This window comes from Alteromonas sp. ABH4_456, from assembly GCF_056160645.1.
Window position 1 is genome coordinate 300,648 of the sequence record NZ_JBSWXO010000005.1, and the last position, 18,715, is coordinate 319,362.

Annotated in this window: 10 protein-coding genes; 2 read left to right on the plus strand and 8 right to left on the minus strand. The window is 49.1% G+C overall.

Features of this window, described 5'->3' with window-relative positions:
• Positions 1-217 precede the first annotated feature (217 nt).
• The 8 genes from ACXAG2_RS10635 to ACXAG2_RS10670 all read right to left on the minus strand — a co-directional run bounded on the left by ACXAG2_RS10635 (position 218) and on the right by ACXAG2_RS10670 (position 12,515).
• Positions 218-1,384, minus strand: coding sequence for an MFS transporter (locus ACXAG2_RS10635; RefSeq protein WP_474866767.1), 1,167 nt, complete (start codon positions 1,382-1,384; stop codon positions 218-220).
• A 53-nt stretch (positions 1,385-1,437) separates the two neighbouring features.
• Positions 1,438-2,418 carry a helix-turn-helix transcriptional regulator gene (locus tag ACXAG2_RS10640; RefSeq protein WP_474866770.1) on the minus strand — a complete coding sequence of 327 codons (981 nt, stop codon included), beginning with the start codon at positions 2,416-2,418 and terminating at the stop codon, positions 1,438-1,440.
• Between the two features lie 19 nt (positions 2,419-2,437).
• Positions 2,438-3,583, minus strand: coding sequence for an alpha-hydroxy acid oxidase (locus tag ACXAG2_RS10645; protein WP_474866773.1), 1,146 nt, complete (start codon positions 3,581-3,583; stop codon positions 2,438-2,440).
• 101 nt (positions 3,584-3,684) lie between these two features.
• Positions 3,685-4,980 carry a sugar isomerase gene (locus ACXAG2_RS10650; RefSeq protein WP_474866775.1) on the minus strand — a complete coding sequence of 432 codons (1,296 nt, stop codon included), beginning with the start codon at positions 4,978-4,980 and terminating at the stop codon, positions 3,685-3,687.
• 10 nt (positions 4,981-4,990) lie between these two features.
• The gene (locus ACXAG2_RS10655; RefSeq protein WP_474866776.1) at positions 4,991-7,183 is read right to left on the minus strand and encodes a bifunctional rhamnulose-1-phosphate aldolase/short-chain dehydrogenase; all 2,193 of its coding nucleotides are present in this window, start codon (positions 7,181-7,183) and stop codon (positions 4,991-4,993) included.
• Positions 7,184-7,462: 279 nt separating this feature from the next.
• Positions 7,463-8,248 (minus strand): DeoR/GlpR family DNA-binding transcription regulator, encoded by a 786-nt coding sequence (locus ACXAG2_RS10660; protein ID WP_474866779.1) that lies wholly within the window; start codon positions 8,246-8,248, stop codon positions 7,463-7,465.
• A 100-nt stretch (positions 8,249-8,348) separates the two neighbouring features.
• Positions 8,349-9,728 (minus strand): FGGY-family carbohydrate kinase, encoded by a 1,380-nt coding sequence (locus ACXAG2_RS10665; protein ID WP_474866782.1) that lies wholly within the window; start codon positions 9,726-9,728, stop codon positions 8,349-8,351.
• Between the two features lie 126 nt (positions 9,729-9,854).
• Entirely contained in the window at positions 9,855-12,515 is a 2,661-nt protein-coding gene (locus ACXAG2_RS10670; RefSeq protein ID WP_474866784.1) for a TonB-dependent receptor plug domain-containing protein, read from the minus strand.
• Between the two features lie 500 nt (positions 12,516-13,015).
• Here ACXAG2_RS10670 and ACXAG2_RS10675 point away from each other — a divergent pair, with 500 nt between their 5' ends.
• Together ACXAG2_RS10675 and ACXAG2_RS10680 are read left to right on the plus strand one after the other, a co-directional pair.
• Positions 13,016-16,648: a family 78 glycoside hydrolase catalytic domain gene (locus ACXAG2_RS10675; protein WP_474866786.1), complete on the plus strand. Its 3,633-nt coding sequence runs from the start codon at positions 13,016-13,018 to the stop codon at positions 16,646-16,648.
• A 23-nt stretch (positions 16,649-16,671) separates the two neighbouring features.
• Entirely contained in the window at positions 16,672-18,684 is a 2,013-nt protein-coding gene (locus ACXAG2_RS10680) for a glycoside hydrolase family 3 protein (RefSeq protein WP_474866788.1), read from the plus strand.
• The last annotated feature ends 31 nt before the right edge of the window (positions 18,685-18,715 follow it).

Below are 18,715 nucleotides of genomic sequence, written 5' to 3' on the forward strand. Positions count from 1 at the left end.
TTAAGTAACGGATTTACATCATTTAAATAATACAATTGCCAGTATACACAATAATTTCATGTAAATCACACAATTTTAATCAAATACAATCACAAATATTCAATACCGATAAAAAAAGCTAAAGCACTCAAAATATGACAGGAAAATATTCCTACCGTATTGTCATGATTTTCTATTTCCCAAAGATTAGTGGAGGATAAGATAGAGGAGCACGCTGCTATTTTCGCAACATAACAAAAATGGAAAACACAGCCATGACTACACCCCAGAAAATGTATGGCGCTGTCGGACTGACTGCATATATAACGGTTGAAATCATCGGCGCAGCTATACTTGCCAGCGCTTGTGAAGCGGCAACAGTACCTGCTGCGATGCCTTGCTCATTGCCTTTTACTGAATTTGCAGCTAATGCTTGCATCGCAGGGAAGATGAGCCCTAGTCCCATAGCTATTACTGAATAAACTAAAGCCAGATATAAAGGGGATGAAACTACGGCAACAAGCAATAATCCGGAGCTTGCAATAATACCCCCTGCTTTTAACCAGGTTACAGGCGCAATGTCCTTAAATTTTGAGGCAGTAACCTGAACCACGATCAGCGTGAGCCCAACACAGGCCATGATATATCCTGCGGTCGCTGCTGCGCCTTGTTTGCTTAAATGAAGCACATCCAAAGCAAAAAAGCCGATGATTATCTGACAAGTGATAACGCAGCTCATTGCAATGAACGCAGTGCAGACTGGCAGGCGGATACGGGGATCGTTGAATTGAACATTTGCCGGAACAACTTTATGTTCGACTCTGTCCGGTGGTAATCCGCGCCATACAATCAATAAAGCGCAGGCTGGTAAAAATGCTCCGATATACATGGGCAGAACCAAACTGGCAGAGACGACCGTGCCCGCAACCAAAGGTCCCAGTACCATACCAATGCCACTAGAAGCGCCAAGCAAAGCCATTTTTCCTGTGCGGGTTTTATCATCAAAATGATCAGCGATGAATGCCGCGCTGGCGGTGGGGACGGCGGCGTAAAAACCGCCAATAGCGCCCCGCACGAGGGTAAGAAGTATCATCAGCACCACCAACCCAACCGGCATAGACAACGCATAATCAATTAACACAGCCATGCAGAGATAAGCGACGGCAATGCCAGCAATACCGGACACGAGTACGATTTTTCGACCCTTTGCATCGCTGGTGCGTCCCCACATTCTGGCAGTGAACAACCAAATAATGCCTGTCACAGTGACAAGTAAACCTCCATGCCAGGCCTGTAATCCCAGCTCGCGTATTACGGGGCCAACTATGACGACAAAAGACATAAGCGCGGCAATGCAAAGCATATTCGCAAGTAATAAGGGAATAAGATTAGGTCGATTTTGCATGAACATCACGGTGTTAAACAAGGTAAAACAGCATGCTACTCAGGCGTTTAATTTTAGCTACTCAAATACGGATTTTTTATTCCGGCAAAAGTACGATAGGCACTTGGCGTGAAACGGAAGTGTTTTTTAAAGGCGACTGAAAAATGTCCGTGGTTGTGTATGCCCACAATGTTAGCTATTTCCGTTATTGACTTATTCGTGGCTTTTAACAGTTCGGCGGCAACTTCTAACCGGCGTCTGCATACGTAGTGGTATAACGGTGTTTGGTACAGCTGCTTGAACCCCTTTTTCAACTTATATTCATTCGTTCCAACTTGCGCGGCTATAGAAGATAACCGTAACGGCGAGTACAGACTTTTATCAACGAGCAAGCGGGCCGATTGAATTGCCAGAATATCTTTTGTCGACAAAGCCATGCGGTTTCGTGTCCGGCAATGATTCTCAAGCAGGATATCAATTACCTCATCGATAATTGCCATCAGTATACCTTCAGATTCAGCACCTTCATTTTCAACCTCCGCAATCAGGGTATGCAAGCAAAGAGTGACCTTGCCAGTGAGAAGTGTCACCCGGGGATGTCCTGACTTTAAGTTCACAAAAAGCTGGCTGGTATTTGCGAGCTCATCATTTTCTATCGCACGCTGGAAAACGTTAAGCGGAATATACAAACTCGTGCCGGAGGTGAGTTGGTGTGCAGCATATTCGGAGTAACCGCCAATCTCAGAAGTAAACGACAAGCAAAATCGGTGGGTAAAAAATGCTTCTTCATCTCGCCACTGATGCATTCTAGATCGCATGCTCCCTCTGCGCATGAAGCATAACGCGATATAAGGAACAGGGACATCTGATTGCATACTCAAGCGAGTGAACTGAGCAAACTCATAGTGAAAATGGGCCAAAATGCATTGTAGGGGAAGACGTTGAAAGCAGGCTTTTAAATCACCAATGCTGTCGCGTAAATTGTGATTGATAACACATAGATTCTGTCCTTCAAACAGATTCCCGGCAGTGTGTTCCAATTGCAGATCCAGCATCAGTGACTCTCTTTTATTTTTACCTGAATCGCACGTGGTCGCGGTTCAGCTCGCTGATTTTGCTGCAGCCCATTAAACGCATGTCCCGTTCGATTTCTGCCACCATCTGCTGCATCGCCCGCTCTACGCCTTTCTGGCCTGCCGCTGCCAGTGCATAAAGATAGTAACGCCCTAGCCCGACCGCCTTCGCACCCAGCGCTAACGCCTTGAGTACGTGCGTACCGCGCTGAATGCCACTGTCGAACATAACGTCAATCTGGTCACCGACGGCATCAACAATTTCAGCCAGATGATCAAAAGAACTTCGTGAGCCATCAAGCTGACGGCCACCGTGGTTTGAAATCACAATGCCGGTACAACCAATATCAACGGCACGTTTAGCATCGTCGGCACTCATAATGCCTTTGAGACAGAACTGGCCGTCCCAGAATCTCACCATCTCTGCCACGTCTTTCCAGTTCATCGACGGGTCGAGCATGTTTGTAAAGTAGTCACCGATAGAACTGGTAGAACCGCCCATATTAATGTGTGCATCCAGCTGCGGCAGCGAGAATTTTTCATGGGTGACATAGTTAATGCCCCACGTCGGCTTAGTCGCAAACTGCCACAAGCCCGCCAGATTCAACCGGAAAGGAATGGAGAATCCGGTACGCAAATCCCGTTCGCGGTTACCGCCGGTAATGGAATCGACGGTGAGCATCATCACTTCGATACCGGACTCTTTCGCCCGTTCCATCATGGCCCTGTTGAGACCGCGATCTTTATGGAAATAGAACTGATATACCTGAGGCGTGTCGTATTGCTTAGCAATTTCCTCCATGCTGACTGTGCCGAGGGACGACACACCAAACATGGTACCGAATTGCTCTGCGACCGCTGCCACAGCCCGTTCACCCTGATGATGAAACAAACGTTGCAGTGCGGTTGGTGACAAATAAACCGGCAACTGCAGTTTTTGCCCCATCACTTCAACGCTCAAATCAATATCTTTCACGCCGGTGAGTACGCGGGGGATCAGATCACACTCACGGAAAGCCGACGTGTTACGGCGTAACGTGGTTTCATCGTCAGCACCGCCATCGATGTAGTTAAAAATTGGCCCGGGCAAACGCTTCTGCGCCAACTTACGAAAATCATGAAAATTATGACACTGGCTTAATCGCATTATTGTTTTCCGTTCTCATGCTACAGATCCACAGCCCTCAGATACAAAACAGCCCGCAAACGCGAGCTGTATCTTCAGGCCAGATTCACAGTCCGTCTTAATCAGACGATACCAGAACCGGTGGCATTGGGGTCGCGTGGACGCTCTTTTGCCATGGTTTCACGATAACCAACACCTCGGTAAACACCAAGAGGATTGATTGGTGAACCTTTACGGTAACGCGCCATCGCCAGAATAGGTGATACATCCAGGTTGAACGCATTTTTCAGCTCAAGTGACGCCATCAGTGCATCGTTGTCTTCCTGGAAACCATACAGGGCTTCGCGGTTAACCAGCAGTGCTTTTACGTAAGAGCGCTGTACTTCAATGGCTGAATTGATCAGGCTTTCTGCAGGATCGGTCACGTTGTGTGACTGATCAAGCATGTACGCCGGACCGAACTCGTCCTGCTGACGATATTCAGCATCAACCAGTTCGTTGAAGATCAGGAACTGCTGATACGGATGCAGTGAACCACTGTCCAGGTCATCGTCGCCATATTTACTGTCATTGAAGTGGAAACCGCCCAGCTTCTTGAACTGAATTAAACGCGACACAATCATTTCAATGTTGGTATTCGGTGCATGGTGACCCAAATCAACCAGAGACTTACACTTAGGCCCTAAGTGCATAGCGGCCAGCAGGTTTGAACCCCAGTCCTGAATAATAGTGGAGTAAAATGCAGGCTCGAACATTTTGTGTTCAATGTGCATTTCCCAGTCATCCGGCAAGCCTTTATATATTTCTTCCATGCTGGCAAGGTAACGCTCGAATGCACGTTGGAAATGTTGCTGGCCGGGATGGTTTGAACCGTCGCCAACCCATACTGTCAGGCTTTTAGCACCGAGTTGCTGACCGTAGCCAATTACATCAAGGTTGTGCTGAATCGCCAGCTCACGGGATTCTTTTTTGGTGTTACTCAAACTGCCATATTTATAAGAGTGTTCCTGACCACGCTGGTCCTGGAACGTGTTTGAGTTCACCGATACCCACTTCAAACCATACTCATCTGCTTTTTGCTTCAGCTCAGAGAAATCGTCAACCACATCCCAGGGGAAGTGAGGCGATACGCTGTCAGTACAACCTGACATTTCGTTGATCACTGCGCAGTCTTCCAGCTTTTCCCAGATATTGCGCGGTTCTCCTTCACCCGGGAAACGGGCAAAACGGGTGCCACCGGTACCTGTACCCCATGAAGGTACGGCAACCTGGAATTCGCCGGCCAGCTCAGTGATTTTCTCAATATCGATATCCTGGCGTGCCAGTTTATCTGCCAGCGCTGCATAATCTGCGTCTAAGTGCCCTTTCAGCTTTTCGTTGTCATCGCTGATAATGGATGCATCAATTCTTCTTAACATAAGTCACCTCTTATCTCAGGAAAGCTTCATGCAGACCGCCGTCTACACTGATCACTTGCCCGGTTGTTTTGCTCAGTTGACCGGATACAAGAAGATAGGCCGCCTCGGCTTGATCATCCGGTGTGATAGGTTGTTTGGTTAACGTGCGCTGTGCATAGAATTGCGCCAGCTTGTTACGTAATTCTTCCGTGCTTTCACTTTCATCATGAGCAATATCGTACTTGGTCAGTGATGAAATCACGCGGTCTCTCGGGAACATGTTACTGCCCTGCACAACTGTTGCCGGTGCCAGTGCATTCACGTTGACCAGCGGTGACAAGGTTACCGCCAGTTCGCGAACCAGATGGTTTGCCGCAGCTTTACTGGTGTCGTACGCCAGAGAACCTTTCTTCGATACGGCTGCATTCACGCTGGTAGTCAGTACCAGTGCGCCTTTCAGGCCCTGCGCTTCCCAGATTTTCTGAGCCGTTGAGCCAACGACATAGCCGCCTTTCACATTCACGCCAAAGCTCAGGTCGAAGATTTGATCGTTCTTCGCCATGTCTGCGCCTTCTGCGATGAATACACCCGCAGTCACAATCACTTTATCCAGACCGCCATACGCCAGCAGTACCTGTGTGAACAACTCTTCCACGGTTTCACGTTTAGTGATGTCAGCCTGAAGTGCTACAGCCGGGCCACAGGCAGAAATTCCTGTACCGGCTACACCAATTCCCTGACCATACTTGTCGGTAAGTTCTTTCGCGGTGCGCTGTGCATTCTCAAGGTTGAGATCTGCACACACTACGTGGGCACCTTCTTTAGCAACACGGTGCGCTGTCGCTTTACCGATACCGTCACCGGCACCAATCACTACAACCACATCGCGGGCCAGTGGCGCTTCTGCCGGCATACGCTGAAGTTTTGCTTCTTCTAACGCCCAGTATTCAATATCAAACGCTTCCTGAGCTGGCAGCGCGGTATATTCAGAAATCGCTTCTGCACCACGCATTACTTCAATAGCACAGTTATAGAATTCTGCAGTGACGCGGGATTCACTCTTGTTCTTGCCCCACGCAATCATGCCTACACCCGGAATCAGTACAACCGTCGGGCTCGGGTCACGCATAGCCGGAGAATCTTCACGTTTACAGGCTTCGTAATATGCCGTGTAATCTTCACGATACTTTTCCAGACCAGCTTTAAACTTAGTGATCAGGGTATCGAAGTCATCATTCTGCGGATCGAAATCGACAAACAACGGCTTAATTTTAGTACGCAGGAAGTGGTCTGGACACGATGTACCTAACTCAGCCAGACGGGGCGCATCTACGCTGTTTACGAAGCGCAGTGTGGCATCGTCAGTCTGTACAGTACCGATAAACTTCACTTTATTAGAAAGCAGACCACGGGCTACCGGTAAAAAGTCTTTTAACAGACCGGTACGGGCCGCATCGTCCAGAGACTGATACTTCTGACCACCAAAGGTCATTTCGCCTTTGTCATGCTCTTCAATGTAACGTGCCGCTGTTTCGATAACCCATAAAGAGGTTTCGTAACAGCTTTTACTTTCAGATGACCAGTTGGTATGACCGTGTTGACCTAAGAGAATACCCCAGATGTCAGGGCTCGCAGCGTAAGTGTCTTCACACAGTTTCGCCGCTTCCCAACCGGGACGCATCCACGGCACATAGGCCAGCTTGCCGCCCCAGATCACTTCAGTCAGTTCTTTCTGCACCTTACAGGATGCAACGGAGATAACGGCATTCGGGTGCAGGTGATCAACGTGCTTTTCGTCAATCATTGAATGCAGAGGCGTATCAATCGACGAGGCCCGTGGATTCAGACAGAAGTTACAGTGCTTGAACATGCCGACCATGCGGTCTTCACCGGCAGACTTATAGCCTTTATCTGAATAGTCCTGATATACGCCGTCAAGTGCGTTCAGTTTGTCCTGGTATAAAGAAGAGAAGTTTTCTTTCTTTGATGTACGCAGGTCGCCACCGGAACCTTTTACCCACAGCACTTCAGTTTCTTCACCGGTTAACGGATCTTTTTCCATTAACTTTGCCGAAGTATTACCGCCGCCGGTATTAGTAATACGCTGGTCTTCGCCCAGCTTATTCGAGCGGTATACCAGGTTTTCTACGGGATCGAGTTTATCTGCAACCTCGTCTTCCCACAGATATTTAACGTGTTTGTATTCATCTGGCTGATAAGGCATTTATAGGCATCCTGTGAAGTTAATTAATTGAAACTGGTCTTTTCGTGAGACTCATTAATTCATTAATGATTCAATATACATCCAATACAATCTTTGTCAATCATTTCCAATCACAATATAACAGAATTGTTACAAGTATTTTAAGGATTGTATAAATTTATTCGGGGGTGACGATTTGCGGATGTTTAGCAGTTGTTAATGAAGGCAGGGCTGATTCAGAGACAGAAGCTGAAAAGAACGCGGAAGGATACCGCGCTCAGTTTGTACAAATGGTAAATCTTAATCGCAGGCCTCGATCACAATCACATTCACACCGAATTCGCGGATTTTATCCAGTGCTTCGGGTGCTGCATTGCTGTCGGTGATGACCGTATCGACTTCAGACAATCCGCAGAAAATCAGATTACCTTTAACGCCAATTTTACTGCTGTCGGCCAGTACGATGAGTTTATCGGCCCGCTTACGGAGTTTTTGCTCCGCCAGAATCAGCAGTGGATCGGTTTCCATTACGCCGAATTCACTGACACCGGGTGAACCCATGAACATTTTGCTGCCACGGTAGTTTTGTGTGGTGTCGTTTTCGAATGAGCTGAGAATGATACTTTGCTTACGGTACACTTCCCCGCCGGGGAGCGTTACCTGATTCTGACTGTTTTCCAGTAACTCATGTGCAAGTACGAAGGAGTTCGTCAGAATATTCATGCGTCTTTCGGCCAGAAACTCAGACATCATGAACGTGGATGTACCGCCATTAATGATGATAGATTCGCCGTCTTCACACATGTCAGTGGCCGCTTTGGCAATAAGTTGCTTGGTGCTGGTATTGCGCTCTCTGTCCACCAGAAATGCATTACCGGAAAGACGAATATTAGACACGGTCTTACTGTCTAACACCTGCGCGCCGCCGCGAATTTTTTTAATTTTCTTCGCATCAGCCAGTTTGTTTAAGTCACGACGAATGGTCGCTTCAGACGAGTTAAGTTGCGCGCACAAGTCGCGCACACTGACAAAGGTGCTCTCATCAAGGATATCCAGAATGAGCTGGTGACGTTGCTTCTCCAGCATGGTGTTGCCTGCATAATTGTTATTCGTGTAAGCGATAATATAGTCACCTGTTCAAGCACGATCAATCAAAACACCAAGTTTTTGATTGAATATGATAGATTCATCCAATCGATTTGTACCACTTTTCCCGGTACGCTTCCAATTTATCAAACGCAGAAGGTTCACAGGGCACTAAGTCCAGTTCAGCTGCAGCCTGCTTATCAAAGTGAATTAAACTTGCCGCGCCCATTACTGTTCCCGTGTTATCACGGGAGAGCATGACAGTCTGGTCCGGACGCAGCTGTGCGACTAGCTGGCATAACATGGGGTTCTTCAGGAAAGCCCCTTCTATATATATTGTGCCGGTGGAATGCAGATCAGTTAACCTTTGATCAATCATCAGCGCACAGTACAGCGTCGCAATAGCCTGAGGAGCAGGCGGCGCATCCGGACATAGTTGTTTTGCAGTGAGGCCACCGAAGGGGCCATTCCCCTGACTGTAATCCGGCGTCACCATCCAGCCTTCATCCAGCGCCTGCTGAATATCCCCGGCTTCAGCACTCATGCGAATGTTGCCGCCCAGAGAAGTACAGATGCTTTCGTATTCCCGTCCGCCCATGAAACGTGCGCAACTGACCGGGTTAGAGAAAATATCCACGTTGGCCAGGGTATCTTTATAGCTGGCAAGTTTGCCGGTGTTACCGTTTGCCTGCATCAGAATGGTCCAGGTTCCGGTAGAAATCACGTTAAAACTCTCACCGCTTTTCGCCAGTGACAAATAGCGCAGCAGGCTGGCATTGCTGTCGTGGATACCGGCAAAAATTTCGCACTGTTCTGATAATCCGGTTTCCTTTGCAACCTGTGCAGACACGGTGCCAAGACAATCCCATGCGTTTTTAAGTGCCGGCATTTTCTCCCGCCAGCCACACTTATCTATCAGCGAAGAGTAGTCTTTTTTCTGAGGTTGCCACATATCGGTATGACATCCCAAAGATGTTACTTCTGCAGCCGGTGAGCCACCGAGACGCCAGGCCCAGTACTGCGGGTAAAGCAAAATGGTTGAGGCTGAGTCGAACGCTTCTTTATACTTTTGCTGTAACCAGAACAATTGTTTACCGAGGTTCAAACCTGCTGGCAATGCGGGTGACAAGGTTTCTGAAAAGTCAGGATGCACACTTTCATAAGCATCAGAGCAACTCTCTACGCCCTGAAATTCATAATCAAGGACCGGCAGTGCCAGTTGATCCCCTTCAGGGGCGTTCGTATTCACTAACGCAGCCGTCGCTCCGTGAGTGGTGACGACAAAAGCGTTGATATCAGGCGTAAGTGTGCATGAGCGTAAGGTTTCTGCCAGCCAGTTCCATATGCCTTCCACATCTGCCTGAGGATACATGCCGGCAATGGGCGCATTCTTACAGCTGAAGCTGGCGCATTCTTTACCGTTATCTACCAACAGCAATTTAATGTGGGTTTTGCCTATATCCAGAACGGCTTTAAGCATGATTTTTCTCCTGCATTTATTGTGTTCCGTCATGTTGCTTTCGTCAGTACTCAGGCCATTATTAAGCCTTACTTTGAACGACAAAAGGCGGAGTCTGCAGACTCCGCTTTCAGTTCATGCACTGAATTACATCTTCAGATTCAGCCCCAGATAAATAACACGGCCCAGTGTTGAACCACTGATAAAGCCGTTTGCATCATCATAGTAAACTGCATCTTCGTCGAACAGGTTGTCTACGTTTACAGTAACAGATGCTTCTTCCACAAACTCATATTCGCCTAAATCGTACTTACCGAACAGATTTACTGTGGTCAGAGAGTCTGCTGAAGCAACCGCGTTTTCCCAGCCATCGGTGTGAAGAATACGCACAGTACCCAGCATGTTTTCGTAAGTCGCACCTACCTGAGCTAGCAGATTGTAGTCACCACGCTCATCGGTACCTTTTTCATCCTGATACGCCGCGCCCTGTACAGGCTGGAATGTTCTGTCCAGTGTATAAGAGCCGGCAACGCTGGCATTCACGCTACCAAAGCTGGTTTGCCATTCTTTAGCGATGTCGAAATCGATACCCGACAGTTTTGTGGCCGTCATATTTTTACGGCGGGCATCGAAAAGGACGTAGGCTGAATTGCCGTCAGCGTAAAGACTCTCGATTGACTGACCGTCAATGCGCATGCCGTCAGCCGCTGCCAGCACCTCATCCAGTGTTGGATTGATTGTGTAGTAATCCGAGTAACCTTCCGTGCTGAACAGTACGCTTGGCGTATAGAACGGCGCAAGGCTGATAGCACTTGAATAGTCCACATCGAAATAGGTCATGCTGACTTTCAAACCCTCAGAGAACTCTGGTGTCCAGTCGAAACCTACGCTGTATGACTCAGATTCTTCAGGCTGCAGCCCGTCGCTACCACCGGCCAGAATAATAGTACCGCGATAGAAATCGCTGGCTTCGCTATCTGGTGCCGTCCAGGGGCTCACACCCAGAGTAATAGCGCGGGTATCAACGGCTGCACCGGAGTCTGCCAGACTTGGCGCCTGGAATGAGGTACCCCATTGTGCACGCAGACGTAAGTTGTCAGTAGGAGAATAATCCACACCAATCTTCGGATTAGTTGTACTGCCCACATCGTTGTAACTGTCGTAACGGATGGATGCAGTAAAGTCGATAGTACCGGCATCGATGTCGTCCATCACCGGCACAACCACTTCACTGAAAACAGACTTCACGTTACGTGATGCGGATGTTTCTGTCATTTGCAGGGCATCTGCTGCGCCACCGCCGAACGACACGTCGTAGTTTTGCTTAAAGTATTCGGTACCCACAGCCAGCATCACATCACCGGCCGGTAAAGAATAAATAGCACCATCCAGTGTCAGACGGATCTGATGGTGAGTTTGCTTGGCATCGCCCAGTGTACCGTAGTAAGAAAGGATACTGCTCAGTACCGCAGGATCTGTTGAAGCTACATCGTACGGGTTCAGCGCTGTAGATACATCCGTTCCGGCCAGCGCAGTAGCAACGGCAGTCGCATTTACGCCGGTTTCTTCGCCGTGGGTTTCCGCCCAGCCGTAACTGTATGCGGCTTTCAGACGCCAGTAGTTCGGTAATTCTACGGTCAGCTCCGGCATGAAAGAGAATGCTTTAAAGTCGCTGCTGTTTTTCGCGCCCGGGCCAACTACGTCAGAAAAATTGAAGTCGACAGTTTGTGAAGTTTCATCACCGATAGCAGTAAAATAAGGGTTATCTGATGTAATTGTGCCTGAAGCACCCAGATCCGTTAACGCGTTGGTCGCATCGCCGGTAATATCCACGCCCCAGTCACTGTAGTACGTGTTCAGATTAAGGAAAACGTTGTCAGAAAATTCCTGCTCCAGAGCCAGGAAAATGGTGTCCTGCTTTTGCTCCGGTACATAAGAAATACCATCGTTAGGATCACATAAGTTACTGCCTTCGGTCAGCGTGTCCATGCGGTAACTGGTCCCGTTTGCCGTGATATTGCCCGGGCTGCACTGACGGGTACGGTAGTCACCGCCGCCGTTGCTTGTACTGTCAGCAGTAATAAAATCACGCTCAGAGCCCATCACATCACCGTTTTCCGCATGATAGAAAGACAACATCGCCGCACCGGAATCCCATGAAGTGCCGGCAGTCAGGTTAAGGGAACCTGCGGTATAACTGTCACCGAATCCACCTTCGAGGTTTACGGTCACACCATCTTTCGGACGCTGGGTGATAAAGTTAACCACCCCGGCAATGGCATCAGAACCGTAAATGGAAGAACCACCATCCATTACCACTTCTACCGTGCTTAATACTGATGGAGGAATGGCCGCAGCATTTGGTACGGTTTGGATAATACCGGAACCCGGTAAACGTAAACCGTTCAGCAGTACCAGTGTCGTGCTACCACCACCGGTACCGATATCCCGCAGTTTCGGCATTGGCATGCCCTGACCAATATCAGTCGCCATAGTAGGACGGCTGTTGAAGGTGCTGGTCATTTGCGGAATTTGTGCAAGAAGTTCGTTACTGTCAGGCACACCAATTTCAGCAACATCTTCTTCTGAAATCCCTACAACGTTGGTACCTACCGGTGTTGCACCGCGGATAAGGGTACCGGTTGCTGAACCACGAACTTCAATGGTTTCTACCATTGGATCCGGTTCAGATTGTGCAGACTCTGCTTCCTGTGCAACTGCACATTGAGAAAAAGAAGCAGTGATAAGTGCCGCGAGTACAGAACGGCGGAAAACTGGTGTGGTTGTCAGTCCTGAAAATGAAGCCATTTTCAACTCCTTGCGTGGTTGTGTCAGTGATTTATCTAATTTTTGGCAGCGTGTTATTTTTATTAAAACTGCTCGATATTAATTAACATCGAGGCAACAAAGTACATCGACAATCATATACAGTCAATAACAATCACAAGCAAATACGATTAATACCAGCTATTGATAAAATTCGTGAATAAAAAACAACCAATTTTTTATGGACTGACAGATTGACGCAGAACTGAATGTAAAGTTGATAAAACACGCTTTGCAGCGGACCTAAAATGCGCTAATCACTCTACAGAGCACTACACCGGCGCGGGTTATTCAGTCCGGTTGGTACCACTCACACGCCTCCAAAACCTTTCGTTTCCGGTGACCCGCCGTTAACACATTGACAACATCTATGTGCTTAGGGCAACATGCCAATCACTTTCAATCATAAGGTTTCAGAAAAACTGAAGAGGAATTCAGTTTCACCTGAACAGATTGCCATCAGGTATGTACCGGAGATTTGCATGCGCAAACTTATTCTCACCCTTGCTGTTGCAGCACCCGCCACGTTACTTTCAGCTTGCGGAGGAACTGGCAGCGTTGGAAGTGTTACTGATCAGTTTGATCTTGCAGCACTGAAAACTGAGTATCGCACCCGACCCATAGGCATTGATGTCACCGCGCCCCGATTCAGTTGGCAGATGTCTGCTAAAGGCGGAGCAAAAGGTCTTAGCCAGTCGGCCTACCGGATCCGCGTGACAGATGAAAACGGCGTGCAGGTATGGGACTCTGGCAAACAAAACTCCTCAGAAGCACTGCATATTACCTATAAAGGCAAGCCTTTAAGCCCCCGTACACAGTACATCTGGCAGCTCACAGTATGGGACAGCAAAGGCGATGCGAGTGAGGCCACATCTACTTTTGAAACAGGCTTACTCGATACCTCTCTGAATGCCTGGAATGGGGCGACCTGGATTGGTGGTGATGACAACGCCCTCCCCCTGTATGGCGATTATCTGCCTCTCTTCCGTATCGGCGCAGACATCACGATTGCAGAAGGTGGTACAGCCGGTGGTATTGTTTATGCGGCTAATGACCCGAGAATGATGGATAAGTATAAGAACATCTATCAGGTAGAAAGCGGCGAAGACGAGAGTTATTTCAAGATTGAGCTGGACGTGGAAGGTGTTGAAAACGGTGAACCGGCGACGCTGAACTTTTACCGTACCGGTTACACGCCGGATGACAACGCAGATACGCCGGTTAAATCCTTCGATATTAAGCAATCATTGATCAATGCTTACAACCGTTTTAAACCTCACCACCTGCTTATCAACAATGAATTCGGCAATGTCACCGTTCAGTTAGATGGCAACCCTGCATTCTGGGTGGGTGCGGAATCTGAAGAAAAATCAGGATTCCAGATGATGTTTCCGCCACTGGTGGAAGGGGCAACGGTACAGCTGAATCCTCTGGGTCACAACCACGACTATGTTACCTATGGCATGCTTAACGATATCGGTGTAGCGGCAGATGCTGGTACAACCGTCACAGTAAGCAACCTGACGGTCAGCAACATGCACACGCCTCACAGTGTGCTGTTTAATGGTGCTGAGCATGGCGCTGAATTCGCAGAAAAATCTGCGCAGGTCAGCGATACCAAAGCAGGGATTACTTTCACCGGTTCTGATGACAGCCAACTGGTTGTTGTTGATACCCAAAGTAATGGTATGCCTCAGTTACGTACTGAGTTTGATGTGGCAGAAAAGGCCGTCAGCAAAGCCCGTTTGTATGTGACCGCCCGGGGCATTTACGAATACTACGTAAACGGTGAAAAGGTGAGTAACGATTATTACAACCCGGGCCTTACCCAATACAACCTGACCCACCTTTATCAGTCTTATGATGTCACCAGTGCCATTCAAAAAGGTGAAAACGCCATGGGCGCACGGCTGGGCGAAGGTTGGTGGAGCGGTATGCTGGGCTTCGGCAACACCTGGAACGGCTTCGGCGATCGTCAGTCATTGCTCGCGCAACTGGTCATTACCTATGAAGACGGTTCTGAGAGTATTGTGGTTACCCAACCGGGCAGCTGGCATTTCAGCGACACGTCACCGGTAGTGTACGGCAGTTTGTCTATGGGTGAAGTATACGATGCCCGAATCGCAGAAGCGCAGGCTGGCTGGGCGACCCCGTCGTTCGAAGGCGAATGGGAACCGGCAGCCGAAATTTCTCTTGAGGAAACAAAAGCGCAGAATGTGCAGCCAAATATGATGCGCCCTGCACAAACGCTGTCGTACGACAATATGAAGCTTATCGGCCAAATCGGTGAACCGGCCCGTGAATTTACCACCGTTCAGGCAAAAAGTGTGGAAGAGGTGAGACCCGGCGTGTTTGTCTATGACCTTGGACAAAATATCGTTGGCGTACCTCGTCTGCATTTCCAAGACGGTAAATCAGGCGAAGCCGTTACCGTGCGCTTTGCCGAAATGCTCTATCCGGACTTACCGGAATCAGGCCCGAACGTGGGCATGATCATGACAGAAAATTATCGTGCCGCACTCAGTCAGGATATCTACATCATGGCGGATGGCGAGCAAACCTTTGCGCCACATTTCACTTCTCATGGCTTCCAGTACATTGAAGTAACAGGCATTGAAAAACCTCTGCCCCTTGAAGCGGTTAACGGCGTTGTTGTGAGTTCTGTACAGGCGCTGACTGCCAGTTACGAATGTTCAGACGACAAGGTTAATCAGCTATGGTCAAACCTGACATGGTCTAACGTAGATAACTTTCTGTCTGTACCGACTGACTGTCCCCAGCGAAACGAACGTATGGGCTGGTCCGGCGACATCAACGTGTTTGCCCCTACCGCAACGTATGTGAGTGATGCCTCACAGTTTATGCGTCGCCATTTGCAAGCCATGCGGGATACTCAGGCTGACAGTGGCCGGTATGCAGACGTTGCTCCTGTTGGCGGCGGCTTCGGTGGTGTGCTGTGGGGCGTAGCCGGTATTACCGTCGCGTGGGAAACCTACTATCAATATGGTGATAAAGGCTTACTCGCTGAACACTACGCGTCTATGAATGAATACATGACATTCCTGCATGACTCCATCGACAGCGAAACCGGCTTAAGCACTGACTCAGGTTTAGGAGACTGGTTAGGCCCGCAGAACAATCAGTTAGGTGCAGATTATCTGGCTACTGCTTATCACATTTATGCGCTGGATATTATGGCGCAGGTAGCAGCGGTACTGGGCGATGATGCGCAGGCCCGCGAGTACCGCAAACAGTATGATGAACGTAAAGCCTTCTTTAACGATAAGTTCGTTAATGATGAACAGCAAACCGTTGGTCTGGTAGGCGGCCCAAGTATGTTTAATCTGGTGGCTCCACCGGCAGAATGGGCAGTAGCAGACACCCAAACCTCCTTTGCGGTTGGTCTGGCAATGAACGCATTCAACGAAGACAACGCTGCAGCGATGGCAGAGAAGCTGACCCGTTCGGTATCATCACAAAACGTTGACGATGCAGGGAAAACCCGCCCCGCTTACTCCCTGATGACCGGCTTTATCGGCACGGCCTGGATCAGCAAAGCGCTGTCTGAGAATGGCTATACCGGTGATGCATACCGCTTATTACTCAACGACCAGTATCCGTCGTGGTTGTATCCTATCGACCAGGGTGCGACAACAATTTGGGAACGCCTGAACGGTTACACGGTTGAAGACGGATTCGGTGGCAATAACAGCATGAACTCCTTCAATCACTATTCATTCGGTGCTATCGGTGAATGGTTAATCAGTCACTCAGGCGGTATTCAGCGACTGAGCCCCGGTTTTAAAACCTTCGCGTTGAAGCCGGAGTTTGATCCGCAGAATGAAATTGACTGGGTAAAAGCAGAATATGATTCACCTTATGGAAAAATTTCGAGCCACTGGCAAGTAAAAAATGGTAAGTTTAACTACTGGGTAACCATTCCTGCTAACACGACAGCAACAATATCGTTACCCGGCGCGCAGCAAGCATTGAAGATTGACGGCGAGAATGTGAAAGCCAGTAAGTTCGTAACTAACGTTTCCCGTGCTGATGAAATGAACACCTTTTCTCTCGGTTCAGGTACTTACCAAATCACAGGCGCCGTTAACGAATAATTATCCGGTCAAGGAGACGATTAATGAAAAAGCATACAGCAACATTGGGTAGTGCCTGCCTTATCACTACCGCTATGCTTACTGGTTGTGGCGAGAAACCCTCGCCCTCCCGGGTTGAGCAACCGAAGAAAGATTCCGCCCCTGTAAGCCAGGTGGCGGTAAAAACCACCAGCAAAGCGGTTATCGAACAGGACGGCCAAACCTTCCGCGATTTGAATGCCGATGGCAAACTTACCCCGTATGAAGACTGGCGTTTGCCGGTTGAAGAACGTGTGGCCGACCTGGTTGCCCGCATGACGCTGGAAGAAAAAGCCGGTGAAATGGTGCATGGCACCCTTCCGGGTAAGAACGGCTTTGCCGGTTTTTCTCAGGATGGATATGACATCGATGTCGCCACATCATTATTCAAAGACAAACACATCGGCAGTTACATCAGCCGCCTGAACATGTCTCCGTCAGATCTGGCCGTTGAGAACAACAAAGTCCAGGCGCTGGCAGAAACCACCCGGTTGGGTATTCCTGCCATTATCAGTACCGATCCACGCAACCACTTCCAGTACGTGTTAGGTGCTGCCGAGTCTACCGATGGTTTCACCCAATGGCCTGAGCCTCTTGGTTTTGGTGCGCTGAACGATCCTGAAGTGACCGAACAATTTGGTGACATTACCCGTCAGGAATATCGTGCAACCGGTTTCACCATGGCGTTATCACCGCAGGCTGATTTAGCCACCGAGCCCCGCTGGCCCCGTATCATTGCCACCTTTGGCAGCGATGCTGGTGAAGTGAGTAAGCAGGTGGGCGCGTACATTCGTGGTTTCCAGGGCAGTTCTGATGGCATCACGCCGGAAGGCGTATCAACCGTTACCAAACACTGGGTGGGTTACGGTGCTGCGGTAGAAGGTTTTGATGGTCATAACTATTACGGCCGCAATGCCCAACTGGACGATACCAGCTTTGAAGATCATATCCGTGCATTTGACGGTGCGTTCGAAGCAAAAACCACCGGCATTATGCCTGCTTATCCTATCTTACACGGCATCACTGTAGACGGTGAACCGGTAGAAGCAGTAAGCCCGGGCTTCAACAAACAAATACTGCAAAACCTGCTGCGCGGCGATGCCGGCTTTAAAGGCGTTGTAGTTTCAGACTGGGCGGTAACCCGGGACTGTAGTGAAGAATGTAAGGCACCGACTAAACCACATGGCGTGCGGGAAATTGCGACGCCGTGGGGTGTGGAGGATCTGACTATTCCTGAACGTTTCGTAAAAGGTATTACCGCAGGTATTGACCAGTTCGGTGGTGAAGACCAGCCTGAAATCATCGTTAATGCAGTACACGAAGGCAAACTGACAGAAGCGCGTATCGATGAGTCGGCCACCCGTATTCTTACACTGAAGTTTGAGCTCGGCTTATTCGACAACCCTTATGTGGATGAAGCTACGGCAGCATCGAATGTGGGTAAACCGGAATGGCGGGCACTGGCACGGGAAGTTCAGGCTAAATCTCAGGTGCTGCTGAAAAATGCAGATAAGCTGCTGCCACTGGCAGACTCGATGAAGAAAGTGTTCGTTGATGGTTTAAATGCAGAGGCACTTACCGCTCGTGGCTTTGAAGTTGTGACCGATCCGGCCCAGGCCGACTTCGCGATTTTCCGTTTCTCAACGCCAAGTGAAAAACTGCATCCGAACCACTTCTTCGGCAGCCGCCAGAATGAAGGCCGCGTGTCATTCCGCGAAGATGATGAGAAGTATCAGCAAATGTTGGCCGTTAGCCAGCAAGTGCCAACTATTTTATCCGTCTTCCTGGAACGCCCCATGGTCATGGGTGAATTGAACAATACCGCAGGCGCTATTCTGGCTAACTTCGGTAGTGCTGACGATGCCGTGATTGATGTGCTTACCGGCAAGGTATCACCCACCGGCACCCTGCCACTGGAAATGCCGTCTTCTGATGAAGCTGTAGAAGCACAGAAACCCGGTTACGCAGACGACAGCGAAAACCCGCTGTACAAGCGCCGCGCGGGACTGACGTTCTAATCCTGATGTTTAAGCGCTAATGAAATAGGCA

Coding starts and splice junctions, on each gene's coding strand:
- ACXAG2_RS10640 (WP_474866770.1), bottom strand. CDS start 2,418: ATGCTGGATCTGCAATTGGAACACACTGCCGGGAATCTGTTTGAAGGA.
- ACXAG2_RS10665 (WP_474866782.1), bottom strand. CDS start 9,728: ATGCTTAAAGCCGTTCTGGATATAGGCAAAACCCACATTAAATTGCTG.
- ACXAG2_RS10635 (WP_474866767.1), bottom strand. CDS start 1,384: ATGCAAAATCGACCTAATCTTATTCCCTTATTACTTGCGAATATGCTT.
- ACXAG2_RS10655 (WP_474866776.1), bottom strand. CDS start 7,183: ATGCCTTATCAGCCAGATGAATACAAACACGTTAAATATCTGTGGGAA.
- ACXAG2_RS10650 (WP_474866775.1), bottom strand. CDS start 4,980: ATGTTAAGAAGAATTGATGCATCCATTATCAGCGATGACAACGAAAAG.
- ACXAG2_RS10675 (WP_474866786.1), top strand. CDS start 13,016: ATGCGCAAACTTATTCTCACCCTTGCTGTTGCAGCACCCGCCACGTTA.
- ACXAG2_RS10680 (WP_474866788.1), top strand. CDS start 16,672: ATGAAAAAGCATACAGCAACATTGGGTAGTGCCTGCCTTATCACTACC.
- ACXAG2_RS10645 (WP_474866773.1), bottom strand. CDS start 3,583: ATGCGATTAAGCCAGTGTCATAATTTTCATGATTTTCGTAAGTTGGCG.
- ACXAG2_RS10660 (WP_474866779.1), bottom strand. CDS start 8,248: ATGCTGGAGAAGCAACGTCACCAGCTCATTCTGGATATCCTTGATGAG.
- ACXAG2_RS10670 (WP_474866784.1), bottom strand. CDS start 12,515: ATGGCTTCATTTTCAGGACTGACAACCACACCAGTTTTCCGCCGTTCT.